The sequence below is a fragment of the Microcoleus sp. D2_18a_D3 genome, assembly GCF_036702455.1.
Taxonomy (GTDB): Bacteria; Cyanobacteriota; Cyanobacteriia; order Cyanobacteriales; family Microcoleaceae; genus Microcoleus.
Genome location: NZ_JAUBTK010000088.1, coordinates 1 through 16,351 on the forward strand (window position 1 = coordinate 1; position 16,351 = coordinate 16,351).

Annotated in this window: 12 protein-coding genes; 2 read left to right on the top strand and 10 right to left on the bottom strand. The window is 44.8% G+C overall.

The window, feature by feature from the left end; translation table 11 throughout:
• Positions 1-131: 131 nt before the first annotated feature.
• Positions 132-347, bottom strand: coding sequence for a hypothetical protein (locus QUB06_RS28375; protein ID WP_333311200.1), 216 nt, complete (start codon positions 345-347; stop codon positions 132-134).
• 254 nt (positions 348-601) lie between these two features.
• Between QUB06_RS28375 and QUB06_RS28380 the strand changes: the two genes are divergently transcribed.
• Together QUB06_RS28380 and QUB06_RS28385 are read left to right on the top strand one after the other, a co-directional pair.
• Complete coding sequence (locus tag QUB06_RS28380; protein WP_333438114.1) at positions 602-1,552, top strand: tyrosine-type recombinase/integrase; 951 nt, start codon at positions 602-604, stop codon at positions 1,550-1,552.
• A gap of 322 nt (positions 1,553-1,874) precedes the next feature.
• Positions 1,875-2,015, top strand: coding sequence for a hypothetical protein (locus QUB06_RS28385; protein WP_333438115.1), 141 nt, complete (start codon positions 1,875-1,877; stop codon positions 2,013-2,015).
• Between the two features lie 295 nt (positions 2,016-2,310).
• On the opposite strand, the gene QUB06_RS28390 is transcribed toward QUB06_RS28385, so the two are convergent.
• From QUB06_RS28390 to QUB06_RS28430, 9 genes are all read right to left on the bottom strand, one after another.
• Positions 2,311-3,369 carry a phage tail protein gene (locus QUB06_RS28390; protein ID WP_333438116.1) on the bottom strand — a complete coding sequence of 353 codons (1,059 nt, stop codon included), beginning with the start codon at positions 3,367-3,369 and terminating at the stop codon, positions 2,311-2,313.
• A 208-nt stretch (positions 3,370-3,577) separates the two neighbouring features.
• Positions 3,578-5,857 (bottom strand): putative baseplate assembly protein, encoded by a 2,280-nt coding sequence (locus QUB06_RS28395; protein ID WP_333438117.1) that lies wholly within the window; start codon positions 5,855-5,857, stop codon positions 3,578-3,580.
• 17 nt (positions 5,858-5,874) lie between these two features.
• Positions 5,875-6,294 carry a GPW/gp25 family protein gene (locus QUB06_RS28400; RefSeq protein ID WP_333438118.1) on the bottom strand — a complete coding sequence of 140 codons (420 nt, stop codon included), beginning with the start codon at positions 6,292-6,294 and terminating at the stop codon, positions 5,875-5,877.
• A gap of 158 nt (positions 6,295-6,452) precedes the next feature.
• Positions 6,453-7,289: a hypothetical protein gene (locus QUB06_RS28405; RefSeq protein WP_333438119.1), complete on the bottom strand. Its 837-nt coding sequence runs from the start codon at positions 7,287-7,289 to the stop codon at positions 6,453-6,455.
• Entirely contained in the window at positions 7,286-7,591 is a 306-nt protein-coding gene (locus QUB06_RS28410) for a hypothetical protein (RefSeq protein WP_333438120.1), read from the bottom strand. Before QUB06_RS28410 ends, QUB06_RS28405 begins: the two co-directional genes overlap by 4 nt.
• An 18-nt stretch (positions 7,592-7,609) precedes the next feature.
• Complete coding sequence (locus QUB06_RS28415) at positions 7,610-8,245, bottom strand: hypothetical protein (protein WP_333438121.1); 636 nt, start codon at positions 8,243-8,245, stop codon at positions 7,610-7,612.
• 12 nt (positions 8,246-8,257) lie between these two features.
• A complete protein-coding gene (locus QUB06_RS28420) occupies positions 8,258-13,951 on the bottom strand; it encodes an eCIS core domain-containing protein (RefSeq protein WP_333438122.1) in 5,694 nt (1,897 codons plus the stop codon).
• A 134-nt stretch (positions 13,952-14,085) separates the two neighbouring features.
• Positions 14,086-14,589 carry a PAAR domain-containing protein gene (locus QUB06_RS28425; RefSeq protein WP_333438123.1) on the bottom strand — a complete coding sequence of 168 codons (504 nt, stop codon included), beginning with the start codon at positions 14,587-14,589 and terminating at the stop codon, positions 14,086-14,088.
• An 18-nt stretch (positions 14,590-14,607) separates the two neighbouring features.
• Entirely contained in the window at positions 14,608-16,308 is a 1,701-nt protein-coding gene (locus tag QUB06_RS28430; RefSeq protein ID WP_333438124.1) for a VgrG-related protein, read from the bottom strand.
• Between the last annotated feature and the right edge of the window lie 43 nt (positions 16,309-16,351).

Consider the following 16,351-nt stretch of genomic DNA (forward strand, 5'->3'; position numbering starts at 1 on the left):
AATATTTGCCCAAATGGAATTATCGAGCCGTACCCCAACCTGAGTAATTCATTAAGTTATTTATTTTTCATTCCTTAAAAACGCGATCGCCCAAGAGGTTATGTGTCGCTAGTTCAACAAGTAGTAAGAGCTCAAAGCGCTTCTCTAAAATGTGTAAGAGTCAATGGCTGTACTTGAGAGCGATGTCTACGCCCCCTTCCGACGCATCTATCTAATCCGTTGACATCTCGATTTTGACTCACCTCATCTTCCATCTCGATCGCCTTTCGCATCCAACTCAAAATCACGCTCGCACTTTGGGCTTCCTTTCGTACAAACCCCGCAACACGACCTTGATATTGGGACACGAGAAATAATTAGTTAGGCAGGCCGATGCAATGGGGGCTCGGGTTGTGTGCATAGAAAGTGTAGCGACCGCACTCTTCGAGATTGGGGGCATGGTTGGTGTTGGGTTTGGTTCGGTTTCTCCAAGCCTCTGCCAGGCGGGGAGAACCAACCTCCAGGTGCTGCTGAGGGCGACTCTTTTGAGAGGTTAATTTTGGATAAAGGCAAGTCTAAATTAGTCTAAATTAGTATTTATAAGGTTAGTTATGAAGAGTAAATGCTCAACAGAATTGAAGAGCAACAGCCGGAAACGTTGAAGTTGCACGCACCGGTGCCGCTGGCATTGCATCCAGCAGCGGTGTACCTCGATAGTTTGGGGAGCGATCGCTCGAAGGCAACGATGGCGGCAGGACTTGACATCATGGCGAAGTTGCTGGCGGGCTCGGAGTGCGATCGGATGACTTTGAATTGGGCAGCATTGCGCTACAAGCACACGGCAGCGCTGCGCTCGGCTCTGGAGAAACAGTACGCCCCGGCGTCGGTGAATCAAATGCTGTGCGCCCTTCGGCGGGTGCTTAAGGAAGCTTTGCGGTTAGATTTAATCGACCCCCTGGATTACAGCAAGGCGGTGGACGTGAGGAGCGTCAAGCAATCGGGAAAACCAAGGGGGCGGGCGCTATCCCCGGATGAAATTGCAGCGCTGGTGCAAAGCTGCTCTGGCGAGAGTACGGTTGATGTTCGAGATGCAGCCTTGATTGCTATCTTGCGGGGGGGAGGCATTCGCCGCGCTGAAGCAGTCAGCCTTAATTTAGACGATTTCAACCGCTCTACGGGAGCATTGGAAATTCGATTCGGGAAGGGGAAGAAAAACAGGATGGTTTATCTCCCAGAGGCAGCGATGGCGTTGGTAGAAAAGTGGCTCAATTTGAGAGGAGAGGAGCCGGGCCCGTTGCTTTTTCCCATCCGTAAGGGAGGAGAAATTCAATTTCGACGGATGACGGACGATGGTGTTTTGAAGATTTTGCAGCGACGGGCGTTCCTCGCTGGAGTGGATTCTTTCTCGCCCCACGATTTTCGGCGTACATTTTGCTCAGACCTCCTCGATGCTGGAGTCGATATCGTGACGGTGCAGAAGTTGGCAGGTCACGCTTCTCCCGTGACGACAGCTAAGTACGATCGGCGGGGCGAAGAAACGAAGCGGCGGGCTGTGCAGCACTTAGGGTTTTGATTGTGAGGGTGGAGAGCTCATCGCAGATTTTCTTGAGCAATGCTAGGCCGTGCCTTCTATTTTCATAATAAATGCGATTATGTCCACGTCTGAGAGTCTGGCATACTTACTGCATTACTGCATCCGTAGGCGGGGATTTCTTAATGCGGCGGTTCAGAAGTCGGCAAGTTGTGGAAGGGCGATGGCAGTTCGGGTGTTTATAGCTATAGCGTGTTTAAATAGTTAAACTTTGGCTTAGGGTAAGATTTGCTGTGGAGAGTTATAAAGTCATGCTGGAAAACATAAAAAACTTTGGCTAGAAAACTTCATTACCCCTAAGTGGATGGAATTATCGTGGAAGGACGTGGAAGCGATCGCCTTTACTCCCGCACGTCCTTCAGTGCCTCCTAAAGAACCCGCACAATCTCAGCTTGCATCCAGTCTTAGCTGCCTGGAAAGAATATGTGCCGTGCAGGAACTCTGATAGGGTGACATAAGAAATTAGAAGGCCACATAAGTAATTAATAGGAAGCTGCACCTAATCAACCTGTAAGCTTGCAGAAGAGAAGAGGCAAGTTTATAAAAGGTAGCCGAACGCTCTAATGGTATGGTTTGATGATGGGACAATCTCCAAGCGGGCGATCGACTTTCCTTATTAACCTGCAATCTGCTGTATATAAAATCCACCAATAAACTATTAGGTGTGGTTACATATGCTGATAACTTTTCTCTAATTGAATAGTTATAATACTTTTGCCAGACCTTACTCTAGACCCTATCTATCCCGATCGCGGCCTTACCCCTCTGTCGATCGCTAGCTCGTAAGTACAAAAAGCCGGTTTTTCCCGCTCAATAATATTTCTAACTAATCCTTCATCAATCTGCTTATCCGGTTCTGGACGCAAGCGTACAATAAAATGAAACGGACGCCCGCCCCCCAACATCGAATCTCTACCGATTAGCGTTTGTCCCATGACAAAACCGCGAGCAAAAACTTCTTCTATACTGATGTGTTTTTCTGCTTCTGGTAAATCTTCATCTAATGGTAACTCTGTATAAAGATGCAGGTAAAAACGCAATCCCCGGCGCGTTCCATGCCAGTGATAAAGTTCTACCGCGTTGCGAATTAGACGGCGCTGTTGTTTAATATCCCAACGGCGATCGATCGGCCAAGCCACCCAATTTGCGAGAAAAGGAAGTAACGCTTCCGGTGCTGTCAAAGGGTCTAAATAAGCCCATAAAACGTCGATTGTTTGCACGGCCGGGTCAAATGCCTGCTCAAAAATAGTTAAAAATCGTCCCATAAAATCTACTTCGCGGTAAATTGCTGGGACAAAATTTAGGTAGGAACTTGAGGGACGCACGCAGAGGTGAAACACTCGATAGGCAACTTGCCGTTCGGTTTGGGCTTCAGGGTAGACAGCGCAGACAGAAACTTGGGTTTCGTAATTAATTTTTAAGCGCTCGCTCCTCCCGTTTAAAGCAAACTGATTTTCAAAATAATCCTCTGGAATTGTGAAACAGAGGGTGCGCTCCACTTTTTGTTTGGGAGCTATTTCTTCGGCTGCTTCCTGTCGCCAACTACACCAATCCAAATGTAAATTCTCTTTACCTTCAATTTTAATTTCCAATCGCCATCGCAGCGAACGATCGCCCAAGTTTTCTAATTGTACCAGCATTTCCCCCGGTTCCCCAGGATACAAGAGGAGGTTGTTGGCGATCGCAACTTCTGCATTATTCCCGGCAAAACCTGCTAAAGCCGACGAATCTGATGCTTCTGGAGGTTGCATTGATGCGAATTTAATTGCTAAAGTTGGACGGTAATTAGATTGAGACATCTTGCGATTTTAGATTTTAGATTTTAGATTTTAGATTTGGGATTGGAGATTGTAGATTTTGGATTTGGGATTGGAGATTTTGGATTTGGGATTGGAAATTGTAGATTTTAGATTTGGGATTTTAGATTGTGGATTGGAGATTGTAGATTTTGGATTAAAGATTAGAGCGAGGAGTTTTTAACCGAGATTTAGTATTACTTATTTTACCTCACTCAAAAAACTCAATACTGTGACCCAATCGCAACCGACTATTTTCTTCATCAGCCCAAGAACAGATTAAACCTAAAGAACCAGGATTGACCATATCTAGGGGAAAATCTTCGCGAAACCATCCCGAAGGATATTTTCGCAACTCAAATAATTCTACCATTCCTAAATAGCGAATCCCTGGAATTTTTTGAGCTAAAGCAAAGATATCCGAACGAGATACGGGGCGACCTAAATCCCAACCTTTCCCTTCACTTCCACCAGTTAGGGGATTGAGAAAGCGGTATAAAGCTATCAGCAATTGAGTGCGGATATGCTCGATAGCGCGCGGGTTGTTGTATTTCGGTTCGATGACGGCTTCAGTCGTCACGCTCGTTCCGACATATTCTGGTTCTTGCAATTTTACCTGCACTCCCAGAGGCTTGCGATCTTTCATGTATTCGAGAACTTCTGTTTCCAATTGAGAGTTGAGGGTAAAATATCGATCGGGGTTCATCCCCAACCGAAAATCTATCGTTTCCGTGTCAACTTTCGGCACGATTAATAGCGTAACTCGACCGGGTGTCGAATTCATGGCATCGGTGATGCAATGAGCGCGAGCGACAGCTCTGCTTGCTGCTTTAGCGACATTTTCAAAGTCTTCGGGTGTGATGGCAGATGCTCTCGTTCGCAATATTTGCGGCACTCGAATTACAGCATCATCTAACGATTCTGGGTCAATTCCTCCTGTTGCGGCTTGATAATTGACAACGCTTTTAACATAAGGAATTGCTCGTTTAATTACGACTAATTTTTCTGCTTGCACGTTGCCGCGACTTCCCCCTCCCGTGCGGTAGGCTGTCATATAAATTTCCGAACCAGGGGGAGGAACTTTGCCGTATTGTCGCTCTAATGCTTCGTTAGAGCTACTTGCATAGTCTGGTTGTATATTAGATAAATTTCGTGCTTCTGTGGAATTTCGACGTACAATTGTACTCCCAGGTTGGATTTGCGATCGCTCTCTGGTTCTCTGCTTTAATTGTGCTGGTTCTCGAATCAACGGACCAAATTGAACTGTACCTGTTTGGGCATCAATAGTATAGTGCAGGTCTTCGGGACCAGAGTCAGCAAAATCAGTAACTTCGTGCCATATTTCGACTGGGCGATTAATCGGTCTAACTTCAATGCGTTCGCCTTGTTTGCGCTTTAAAATCGGCTTGGCTTGTAATTGAAAAGACTGTCCCGCTTTGCCATCGCTGACTCCCAAAAGTTCGTTTTCAATCCGAACGCATTCGCTGGCATTTACCGCACCGCCGATCGATCGAACTTTGATGCCGAGAATGGTAGGCGAATTGCTATAACTCGATTGTAATTCTTTCGGATAAGTGTAAACGCAACGTATCCAGTGCCCCCGATATGCCGTTCCGAAATCGGTGCTAGGCAATTGTTGCGGTAAATGTAATATTACATCGGCTCCATCAATTAAAGGATTAGTGCCTTGCTGTCCTAAGTTGCTAAAACTAAAGCCTTTTGTTCGATCGTCTTCTTGTTTTCGCAAAATTGTTGACTGCCAATTGTTACCATTCCAAGCTTCCCATTTTAAGGGAGGGTCATCTGGATTAATTCCGGTGCTTGTAGCAGCTTGTCCTCTAAAAGTGAGAGCGATAACATTGCCGATAATTGGATTTTCTATGTCTTCTTGTAAGACTAAATAAAAACAGTTATTCGGTCGCTGTCCCTCGAACAGCCTGCTTTCTTCTAGGTTCCACCATTGGTTGTTGCTGTTCGAGTTGTTGCTGTTCGAGTTCTCTCTGGCGCGCGCGCTTTCCTTATCTTGCAAATTTTCCGGTCTATCTTCTGCTGTTAATGCTGTCAGAAAATGTCTGATTCGAGGATTGTTGATCGTCAATTCTTCGTCCGTGCTAAAAATTATTGCTTCTTGAGTTTCGGTTCGCACCGTAGCAACTTCGGTGGCGTAGGGAATTCTAATCGGTTCTGGTTGTGCTTGAGTTAGATAAAATGTTAATTCGCAGCAAGCCGGCTCAGGTGGGTTCAGACGAATGCCCAATAATTCTAGAAACGCGACATAATTTCGTCGGGGAACTTGATTGAACCGCATTAACATTTGGTCGGTCAACCAAGCAAACAATTCAATTAAAGTTATTCCGGGATCGCCTGGGTTGTGATTTGTCCATTCGGGACAGTAGCGGGGAATGCGGAGGATACATTCTTCTACTAAATCTTCAAAACTTCGATCGTCCAGGTTGGATTTCGGTAATTCAGGTAAAAAATCAAAGTCCATAAAACTTGTTTGATAGGTTATTTATCTGCGGGAGACAAGTAAAAAGGATAAACTAAGCTGCGGGTATCGGGACTGTTTTTAGGTTGGTAAATTATTTCAATATCTACTTTACCTCGAACTGGGTCTGGGTCGGCGCGAACTTCTTTTAAAATAATGCGAGGTTCCCACATTTCTAATGCTTCTTCTACGTAGAAACGGATCAGGAGAAGAGTTTGAACGTTCATGGGTTCAAACACTAATTCTGACAAGCGAGAACCAAAATTTGGTCGGTACACTCGTTCGCCTAAATCCGTGCGCAGGATGATGACTATAGATTCTTCGATGTTTTGGGTATTTGAACTGAGTTGGACGCCTCCTTGGACGTTGACTTGCAAGGGGAATGCGGGTCCGGCACCGATGTAGTCTTCTGGTTGATAATCGTAATAATCTTCTGGCATAAGCGTTCAGTTTTTGCCTGTGGTGTATTTTACTACAAGGTTGGGTAAGAGCGATCGCTGGTTTTGGCGCGATCGGGCGATCGGCTATGATTCTATTTGGGCGATCGCATCTTTTGGTTCCACATCCCCATAGATAACAGACATAGTTTCTCCTTTAGTTATGGCCCTAGCAAATCTTGAAAATCAAGAGATGGCATTTTAAAGTCCTTTAGAGATTGGGCGATCGCATCTTCCGCCAAGTGCTTGTACTCTTGCTCTCGTCTCTGTTTTTCTTTTAATTCTTCTTCATTTCCAAACACTTCGTAATAGCTATTTACAAAATTTATCATTGCTTCTCCAAGGTTTTGTTTAATGGCTGCTGAATCAAGTTTATCGGCAAAAATTCGTAACTTAACAGTTAATTCTTGTAAATAAGGTGTTGGTGTTTTTGAGAAGTATAAATCGTGCAATCGTTCGGGAAAATTCTCCAATGTTTCCCCCAGATCTACTCCTTGTGCTTTTAGAATTGTTTGTAAAGAACGCATTTGCTGACGAGCTAGATCGATTTTGGCTGCATCTTCTGAGAGGGAACTATTAATTATTTTCTTAAATTCCGTTAACAGATTTTGTATCCTAGCTTGTACGCTTGTAGGATTATTTTGTAGTTCTTGTGGAGTGATGCCTAAAAGGGCAGCAACTAGCTCTAAGATAGTCGTTTGGGGTTTGGTCGATGATTGGGGAGGTTGTGATTCTTTTTCTATGGAGAAAGCTATCATGTTAGATAAGGCATTTTTTGCATCCTCTATTGCTTGGTTGATTTCATTTTGCAGGTAGGTTTGGGCTTCTGATTCTGTAATTTCAAAAGGGGTGAGTGCAGTGCGATCGACTTTATTTTCTTCGTTATTAAGGTTAGAGATGATAAAGTCTCCACTTAGAATATCACGACTGTCAGAAATAAGAAAGTAACGTGAATGGCCAGAATCAAACCATAGGACTCCTTTCCCTTTACTGTTCATTTTAACCTCTTAATATTTTCATCTAAATTTAATTTACCTTCATAACCCTGCATTACCTGCTGCAATACGTTCTGTAATTGCTGAAATTGTGAATCGTCAGCTGAGAAAGTAATTTTAATTGTGTCGTATCCACTCATCTGATTCGCCATTTCAGGATTTAAATAAATGATGAGGCTGTTACGACCCAGACTAACCTGGTTGATTCCTCCATAACCTCCCCAACACTGATCATCTCGCTCAATGTAGATATTTTCTAGGTTTAGGAAGAACATTTTCTTTGGAGGCTCATTACTTATGCCCATAAAAATCGAAATTTGATATTACAACCACCTTGTCGATCCTTGTCCAGCAAACGCTAAACGTCCCTTACTAAGCAATATCATGTCACGATCTTCACGTACCGGATTTGAGTCCCAAAGTTGAGTCATGTACTCATTCAAATAAAGAAGTCCGAATCGCTCATCAGCTAGTTCATCGATGTTAGATTCTAGCAGCATCGAGTAATAATTTATAACCCAATCCCGATTACCTTGTCTGTTTTCCCAAGTTTCATCACCATAGTGAGCATGGGTATCTAAAAAAGCCACTTCTGCTTGTAATTGTTCACAGGCATTACCGAAAGTCTTTGCCAAGGGCAGTAATGGATCTTGTTCTAAAGGAAGATTTTCATCATCCGTATTTTCAGAACACAGATTGAGGAAGTGGTTCATGGAAAAATAAATCTGTAAGCAGTTATGATACTCAAGTTTATCAAGCCTTGCCCAAGCATCTCCAAAAGCACCCCATTGTCCATAAATTATTTCTAGGCTTGGGTCATGGATACCTAATCCTAGCTTTTCATCTTCACTCAAGTATTGTAGGTTTTTCATTCCAGCCAGCGTCACCAACTGTTCTAATGAACCATCATTACCTTCACGTTCAAGAAAAAAAGCTGCTACTAAGGTTTTAAAAAACATAATTATATGTGATTAGTTTGATTGAGGTAAGGGTATTTCTTTTCCGGTAACTTGTATATGGCGACCATTCAATTTGATAGCTCTAAGCCTTTGTGCAACTTCAGGTGTAACACCTTTGGGAAAATCAAAAACTACTGTTGGTGGAATATCGTTCACAAGATTGGCTTCAGCCGCACGCAAGTTCATTTCCGCCTGGGTAATCAATTCGTTAATTTTCGGATTGTTTAGCCCAAAGAGTTCATAGTTTTTAACATTGATCCATGTTCCATCAGGACGTATTTGATCGATTTCTATCTTTTTACCTTCAAATTTGACATGACCACCAATTTCTGTACCAGGTGGTGCTGTTTTTGCTTGTTCAAACTCACTTCTAACACCTTTAAGATTATTCTCAAAGCCTTCAATACGAGCCTTAGTAGCTTCTAGACCCTTTGTTTCCATCTTTGTCATAGGGCCTTTTAACTCGTTGTCAATCGTTCTAATAAGTCTTTCTCCTCCTTTAATATTATTTGTTTTTAGCCACTCTTCCATCTCCCCTTTTAAATTTTCGGCTTCTTGACGTAACCTTGGGAGTTCGGAAACCATTTCTCCATGAGGTGAGACAACTTCAGGCGACTTGTTAGCTTTTCGATAATCTTCTAGCAAACCCTTTTCTAAATCGCCATCTCCTCTTTTCGCAGTAGCATCAAGATAGCGCTCAAAAGCAACTATTTTTTTTGGATTATTTCCATCGCCCACTATGGTCTTAAACTTTTGATCGAAGAAGTCAATAGCATTTGGATCTTTAAGCGTAGCGCGTTGCTCCGTAGTCTTGGCTATTTGAGCTAATTCTTGCTCTAGCTGTTGTGCTTGTTTAACTTTTTCCTGCGGCTCGCTTATTTTTTCAATTTCGTCGAGACGCTGTTTGAGATGAGGGTTTTGCTCCAGTTCGTTAGCGTATCGCTTCCTAATTTCTCCGCAATCTGAACAACGGACGACGCGACCATCTTTGAGGACTTTAATATCGTGTCCGTCAGCCGCTTTCTCTTTAGCAACTATTCCAGGCTCGACTTCTGGCTGGTCGTGGTGGGTGCTGCGTTCCTTGGGAGTTTCAATTTCTGATTTATTGCTATCAGATGTTTTATGCTGGTCTTCATCAGGTTCATTTTTGGTGGGTTTGTTAATATATTCATCAGCATTTACGGGTTGAGCTTCTGTTGTTTTCTCTGTTGGTTTATGAGTTGATTGGTCAATAGTTACTGGTTGGGAATCAAAGGGTTCTGCTACTGGTTTATGAGTTGATTGGTCAATAGTTACTGGTTGGGAATCAAAGGGTTCTGCTACTGGTTTATGAGTGGGTTCGTCAATAGTTACTGGTTTGGAATCAGAGGAATCTGCTACTGGTTTATGAGTGGGTTCGTCAATAGTTACTGGTCGAGTTTCCGGTGTGTCTGTGATAGGTTTTGTGGGATTTGTTGTATCATTTGTACCTAGAGAACGCAATTTATCGCCATAAGCTTTATTCGCTCCTCCCTTGACAACATTGGATAGGGCAGATCGCGCAGTACTATCGCGCAACATATCTGCTGAGAAATCTTTACCCTCAATAACAACATTGTTCGCTACATCAATAGCAGTATCTTTTACTGTATCTACAGCAAATTCTCCTCCTGCCTTGACAAGTTTATTCTCGATTTGCGATACACCCAACTTCTTGCCCAGACCGCCAAAGGCACTATTAAGACCTTGACCGCCAACATTACTCAATAACGAGCTACCAAAGCTCTTACCAACCATTGCTAAGGAGAATTTCTCACCCGATCCTAATTGTTGAGTGATATTGACAGCAGTGTCACCCATCGTTTCCACACCGAGTTTCACAGCACCCTTAGTAAAGGTACTGGATTTTGCCAAGAAACTAGCACCAGCCAGCTTATCTGCGCCTCTGAGTCCTACCAGTTGCAAAACTCCCGTAGCTGCACCAATTCCGGCTTCTTTGGCGTAGGTTTGCCAAGAGGACATTTCTCCATCAATTAGGTCATTGGCTCCCTGTTTCACCAATGCACCAGCAGCACCGATGAGAGCTGCTAAACCAATAGCGGCAACTAATCCTACCCCTGATGCAGCGAGGGCAGCGATCGCTACTGTCACTGCTACAGTAATAACAATATCAATAACAACTTTCAGCACGCTCTTCCAAGCTGGCTGCACTTTTTTAGCAGCTTCATCCGCTTTCGTGGGAATTTCCGATCGCAAGTTAGCTAGAGAACCTCTCAACCCAGTTTCTAGTTGTCCAGCACTTTCTCCTAATTTTTGATTGAGGTTATTAATGACACCTTCGAGTTTTTGCCCGACATCGGCGGTCATCTGCTTCAATTCCCCAACTGCCTTATCTGCACTGGCATTAACTGCGTTGGTATGACCGCTTTTTAACTGAGCGAAAGCTTGAGTGGCGCTTTGGATTTCCTGCGCCATGCTGCTAGTAAATTCTTCAGCTACGTTGTTAGCAGATGCTGCTGCTTGTTGACCGAGAGTGTTAAGGCTTTCCAGTGTTTGCTGACTTTGTTGGATAATTCCTCCGGCAGAATTATCGATCCCATTTTCCAGTTCAGTTTGAGTAGCAGCAGTCAAGCTATCTAACTGCGTTTGGGCTTCAGCAATCACTGAGTTAATCACCTGAATATTCGGTGTTTTAATCCCCTGCGTTTGAGTACAAAATTGTTGAAATGCTCCTTGTAGATTTTGACCAGCTTGGTTAACTCCTTGCTGAAGTACGGCGGTTACTTGCTTGGCGTTGCGATCGATACCCAGTTTTTGTTGTTGACCTGTTGTTTTTACCTGGCTTAACTGGGTTGCCTGCATTTGCTGTAAAGATGCCAGGGTAGCATGAAGATTTTGGTCTATACTCTGGAGTTGACTATCGCGAGTGGTATTGGCTGTTTGTATGGCTTGCTGTTCGGATTGGTTAAGCTCTTGCAGGGCAGCATTATGCTTGGTTTGTAGCGATGTACGGGTGGCAGCCACTAGATCCTGCATTCCTTGCAGAACAGGTGGTTGATTCCCGGCTAACTGGTTAGCTTTGTCGTTAGCATCTTGAATTAACCCACTATTGTAATTAGCTGCCAAGTCGCGGGCTGCGTCCATTTTAGCTTTGCGCCAATTTGTCACGTAAGTTTCTCGATCGAAGCTTTCGAGAAACTCTGTTACAGCATTACTGGGTTCTGGGGGAGATTCTTTGGCGTATTGATTTTGGAAAGTTTGCCCAATTTGAAGTGCTTCTTGCCCGACTTTGACACCCGCAGCACGAAAGTCTTGGGCGGCTGTGTTGAAGGGTGCGGCGATCCGCGCTGCCATGCCTGTTTCAATTTGGGTAAGCTGAGCGAGCGTCGCTTGGTATTCTGTTTGCAATCGCTGACGGGCGGCTGTGGTTGATGCTTGGATAGCAACAACGGCGGTAGTATGCTGACCCGTTATTTGGCTTTTTGCTGCCTGAGCTTGATTTGTAGATTTGGTACGAGCTTGCCCGATCGCATTAGTAATAGCAGCTTGATTTTGTGCGATCGCAGCTTCCACAGAGGCTTTAGCTTGGGCAGTTGCAGTTTGTATGCGGGGCTCAATAGTTGTTCCCAAAGCAGCGATCTTTGCCGTTCTCTGTCCCCCAGAAGCTACGAACTTAGAAATAGCGGCTTCAGCCTGTAAGCGTTGCTGGTCCCGCGTATTTGCCGCTTTGTCTTCAGGAATTTTATGTACCGCAATCCCAGCCTCCTTAGCAGCTAAGGATTTTTCTGGATTATCTGTTTGATAAAGAACCAGATTATTGCCTGCCGTTCCCAAAACTTCTTCTGGCTGGAGAGCACTAATACCTTCCTCTGTCGTGGCAAACATCGGTTTTGCTGGTACTGAAGCAAAGTTTATCCCTGTATTAGCCATTTGCTCAGCGCCAGACACCGATGCTTTCATGCCGGCATTGGTTTCATTTACAGCCGTTTTTGCTTCCTCTTGTTCCGCTACTTTTTCCTGCTGAGCATTAACTTCTGCTACTTCATTTGATTCTATATTGCCTTTATCTGTAGCAGCCTTTTTGGGTGTGGCGGTTTTGTCTGGGGAGGTTTTAGCTTTAGCAGTAGCGTCCTTAGCTGTTGGAGTTTTTTCGGCGGTAGCTTGTTTTGATGCTTTACCTTTCTCTGTTACTTCTGCTACAGCCTTACGAGTATCTTTAACTGCTGTCTTGGTTCCTGCATCCGTAGGAGTTTTTTTATCTTCCTTGGAACCTTCATTTTTTACTTTGGGATTTTCAGTAGCAACTTCTGTCTGAGTTGGCTTATCCTTGTTGTCTTTATCTTTGCCAGTGGATTTTTGGTCGGGCTTAGCCTGACTAGCGCCACCCTGCTGTACGGTATGCGTCAGCTCGTGCGCCGTCAACTCATTCTTACCGGGAGATTTCCCAGCACCAAAGTAAATATCGCTACCGCGAGCAAACGCCTGCGCCCCCAACTCTTTGTTCATCTGCACCGCAGCGGAGTCGGTATGCACTCGCACCGAGCTAAAATCAGCGCCGAAGCGCGGCTCCATGAAACGGAGTACATCATCGGGTAAAGCGCTACCTCCACCTTGGGAACTGGCGAGCCGGCTTTCGATGCTGGAACTCGCCTGAGAACTCCCATCAGACGCTCGTTGCGCCCCCGACTTCATCTGGATTTCTTCTTCCTCCCCCGACGAGCGCTGTACCAGTGGAGTGATGGAATTTACCAGAGGTTGCATCTGGACTGCTTCTGTTTCTTCGTCTGTTTGGCGTTGAATTGGCTGCTGTAGGGCTGAGTCTGGCATGGTCATGACTTTCGCCGCCATGCTGTCAGCTTCTTGTTCGTATTTATCCCCCGGTGCGCCAACTGTTAGTTTGGTTTGAACTGAAGAGTTAGTTTGCTCTGCTTTTTCTTGTTGTTCGCATTCACTACATTTAGCCTGAATTGCCCCATCTGACTGCATTTGGAGAGATTCTGCTGATTCTTCCCCTTCCTTCTCATCAGAGGTTTCTTGACGCTGAATTCCTCCTGGATGAGTGCTAGAAGTTGCCGAACTAGGAGGCGCTTCTATAGCAATATTTCGCCAATTGAAACCAGCTCGATCGATTTTTGGCTGTAGTGCTTCCCCGTCGCTGGCTATCGTTGAATTGCTGAATTTCCCTGCACTTGTTTCTGCTGAATCTGCTGCAAACTGAGCTTGAATTGCTGGCGTTTCTTCTGGTTCTTCCTGTTGGCGTTGAATCGGGTGGGGGGAAGCTTCACCACCACTACGATCGGGCGGTTCTACAGAAATATTGCGCCAATCTAACCTACCACGATCGATTTTTGGTTGGACCGATCGCCCCTCAGTCGCTCTCGTTAAATTACTTAATTCTCCCGTACTTATTTCTGCTTTTTTTGCTGAAACTTGATGCTCGATTGCTGGCGTTTCCTCTTGTTCTTCCGGTTGGCGTTGAATGCCGCCAGCTAAAGACATCCCATTGCTGCGAGAAGGCGCTTCTACAGTAATATTTTGCCAATTCAAGCTGCGGCGGATTGTTTTTGGTTGAATCCCTTCTAATTCCTGCGATATGTTTGAATTGCTGCCAAAAGATTCAGATTGCTCCTCACTAAAAGGGCGTTGTTGAAGTAGGGGCGAACTCGATCGAGCAGCCGGGGATGGCGTCGCTGAGGTTTTATTTTGGACTGGTACTCGTTCGCTCATTGCCTCATTCCTCCCCACTGCCAAAATATATTATATCGATCTCGATCGCTCCCTAATTAAGGTTTGTAGTGAGGACTTTAGTCCTCTAAATCTGCGGACTTAAGTCCGCACTACAAACCGTTTTATCTGAAAAATTAACCGCCAATCTGTACGGTAAAACAGCCCGCTATAATTTTGTTCGGTGGTCCAATTGCTTCTACAATTGTATCGCCTGCGCGACAAGCTGGGAGCCCGTTAATCAAAACTGTAGCACTACCATCGATTACAACGCCAGGGCCATGTGGGGGGAGTGGCAAAGGCGTAGTACAAGTATGAATATCTGTGCCACCAGCGGCGATGTTAGCGATTTTTTTGCCCATTTTAATCGCTTCATCTGCCTTAGTTTTTATTTCATTGGCTTTGGCTAGACCTTCGGCAGGAGGTTTTCCCTTAGCCAGCTCAGTAGCAAGTTCGGCTTTTTTGATGGCTAAGCCAGAATCTTTTACCGCTGCTATTAAGTCTGGTACTGCTGCTGTCGGCAGTCCTCTCCAAGCTGGTAAATTGCCTATCCATACATTAGAGCTACCAGGCCCTCCGGTTAATACAGGTGGGAGGGGATGGGCTACTGGGTCGATAATTCTAGCTGCTGCTCTTCCCATATACTAATTCCTTAACTTTTAGTTCAGTTTAATCAGGCTGCCTTGGATAGTAATGATGCCATTGGCATTGATATCGATATTGCCAGTGGAACTCAAAGTGATACTGCCAGTGCTGTCATCCAAACGCAATTTATGCCCTCCATTGGTTTCAATTTCTACAAAATTTTGACTGTCATTGATGCGTAATTTGTGACCCCCTGCTGTCTCAATATAAGCGCCTTTCTTACTGCTACCTTTATCCTCCTCCACAAACTGAATTTTATGCCCGACGCGGCTTTTAAATGTCCGCAGCCGCACTTTGCCATCAGCTACGTCATCTGCTACCGGATTTGGCGGCGCGTCTTTGCCGTTCCAAACTGCACCAATTATATAAGGACGGTGAATGTCGCCCTGTTCAAAGGCTACCAATACTTCGTCATTAATTTCTGGCAAACAGTCAAATCCTCGCCGATCGCCCGCACCCGTTGCTACTATTCTAGCCCAATTACTCGCGTGTTCTTCTGTTAGTGTAGGAAACTTAACTTTAACTCTGCCCCAGCCTTCCGGGTCTTGGTTGTCGGTAACAATTCCTACTAATAATGTCTGTCCGGGTTCCAATTGTTTCTGGGGAGCAAGGGCGGTTAAAATGTCGCCTCCCCGCAATCCCCGCACGCTGAATTCTGTTACGTATACTCGCTCGTGATAGCTGTGGCGAGTTTCGGTAACGTAATATTCGCCGCTGTGCTGTCCCATTTCTTCTAATTTGACAGCGCGCCCCGGACGAATTTCAGTATTTCCCTCGGCTTTGGCGTCGGCATAGATAAATTGCCCTCCCAATTCATCGCACAAAGCTTGGGCTTTGGTATCGGCTTCTTTGGGGCTAAAGCAAGTCCAGTTTAAAATCATTTTTGGTTTTGGTGGCTTGCCGTTAAATTTATTGCTGGTATCGCTACCTTTGCCGTTTTCTGTTTTAGTAATAACTTTTTCTTGCTGTTTCGTGGAGACAATTGCTCTTTTTTCTTTGTAATCCCAGGCTCTTACTTCGACTTCTTTTACTTGCTCTGCACTGGTGACTCGCACGCGGAAGCTGCGGAGGTCTGTCAACCATTTTAGCGTTAATTTTTTACTGTCTGCTTTGGGTTTGCGAAAGTTGAGTTTCCCATCTTGCAGGAATAGTTCAAATCCAATTCTTTCGGCTCGCTCCCGCAGAAATTCCATGTTTGTTTGATTTTCTTGAAAAGCATAGTCATGGGCTACGCCACTAGGATCGATCGTACCAGCTTCTATACCAACTTCTTGAATTATTTTTTTCACGATGTCGCTGTCGGTCATATTCTGAAAAGAACGGTTGTAACGTCCTCGATGCAAGCGGTGGCCGACATCGTAACCGCGAACGAGTACGGGGGCTTGAGATTTTTCGCTGAAGAAGGTTTCAATTCCGGTGATTTCGCCTTCTATGACGTAGTTTTGGTTGTCTTTATTGTAATCTCTAGATTCTGTCGTGCTGGATGTAAAGCCAATTTTTACGGGTTTACCTATTTGTAATAAGTCTTGATAGCGCCAGCGTTGGTCTTGGTTGCGACCGGGAAAGTAATCATTTTGAATTACTAGGGTAAACATTCCTGGCAGATGCAGGCTTTCTTCGACGATGACTTGCAGAATATCTTCCATTAAGTTGGGAGGAGCTTGGTTGCCATCTATTTCTAGTGTTGGTAGGGCGCGGTAATGGACTCCTGTCATAAGTTTTAGGTGGTTGAATTTGGGTAGATTTAGCTTGTAAAAA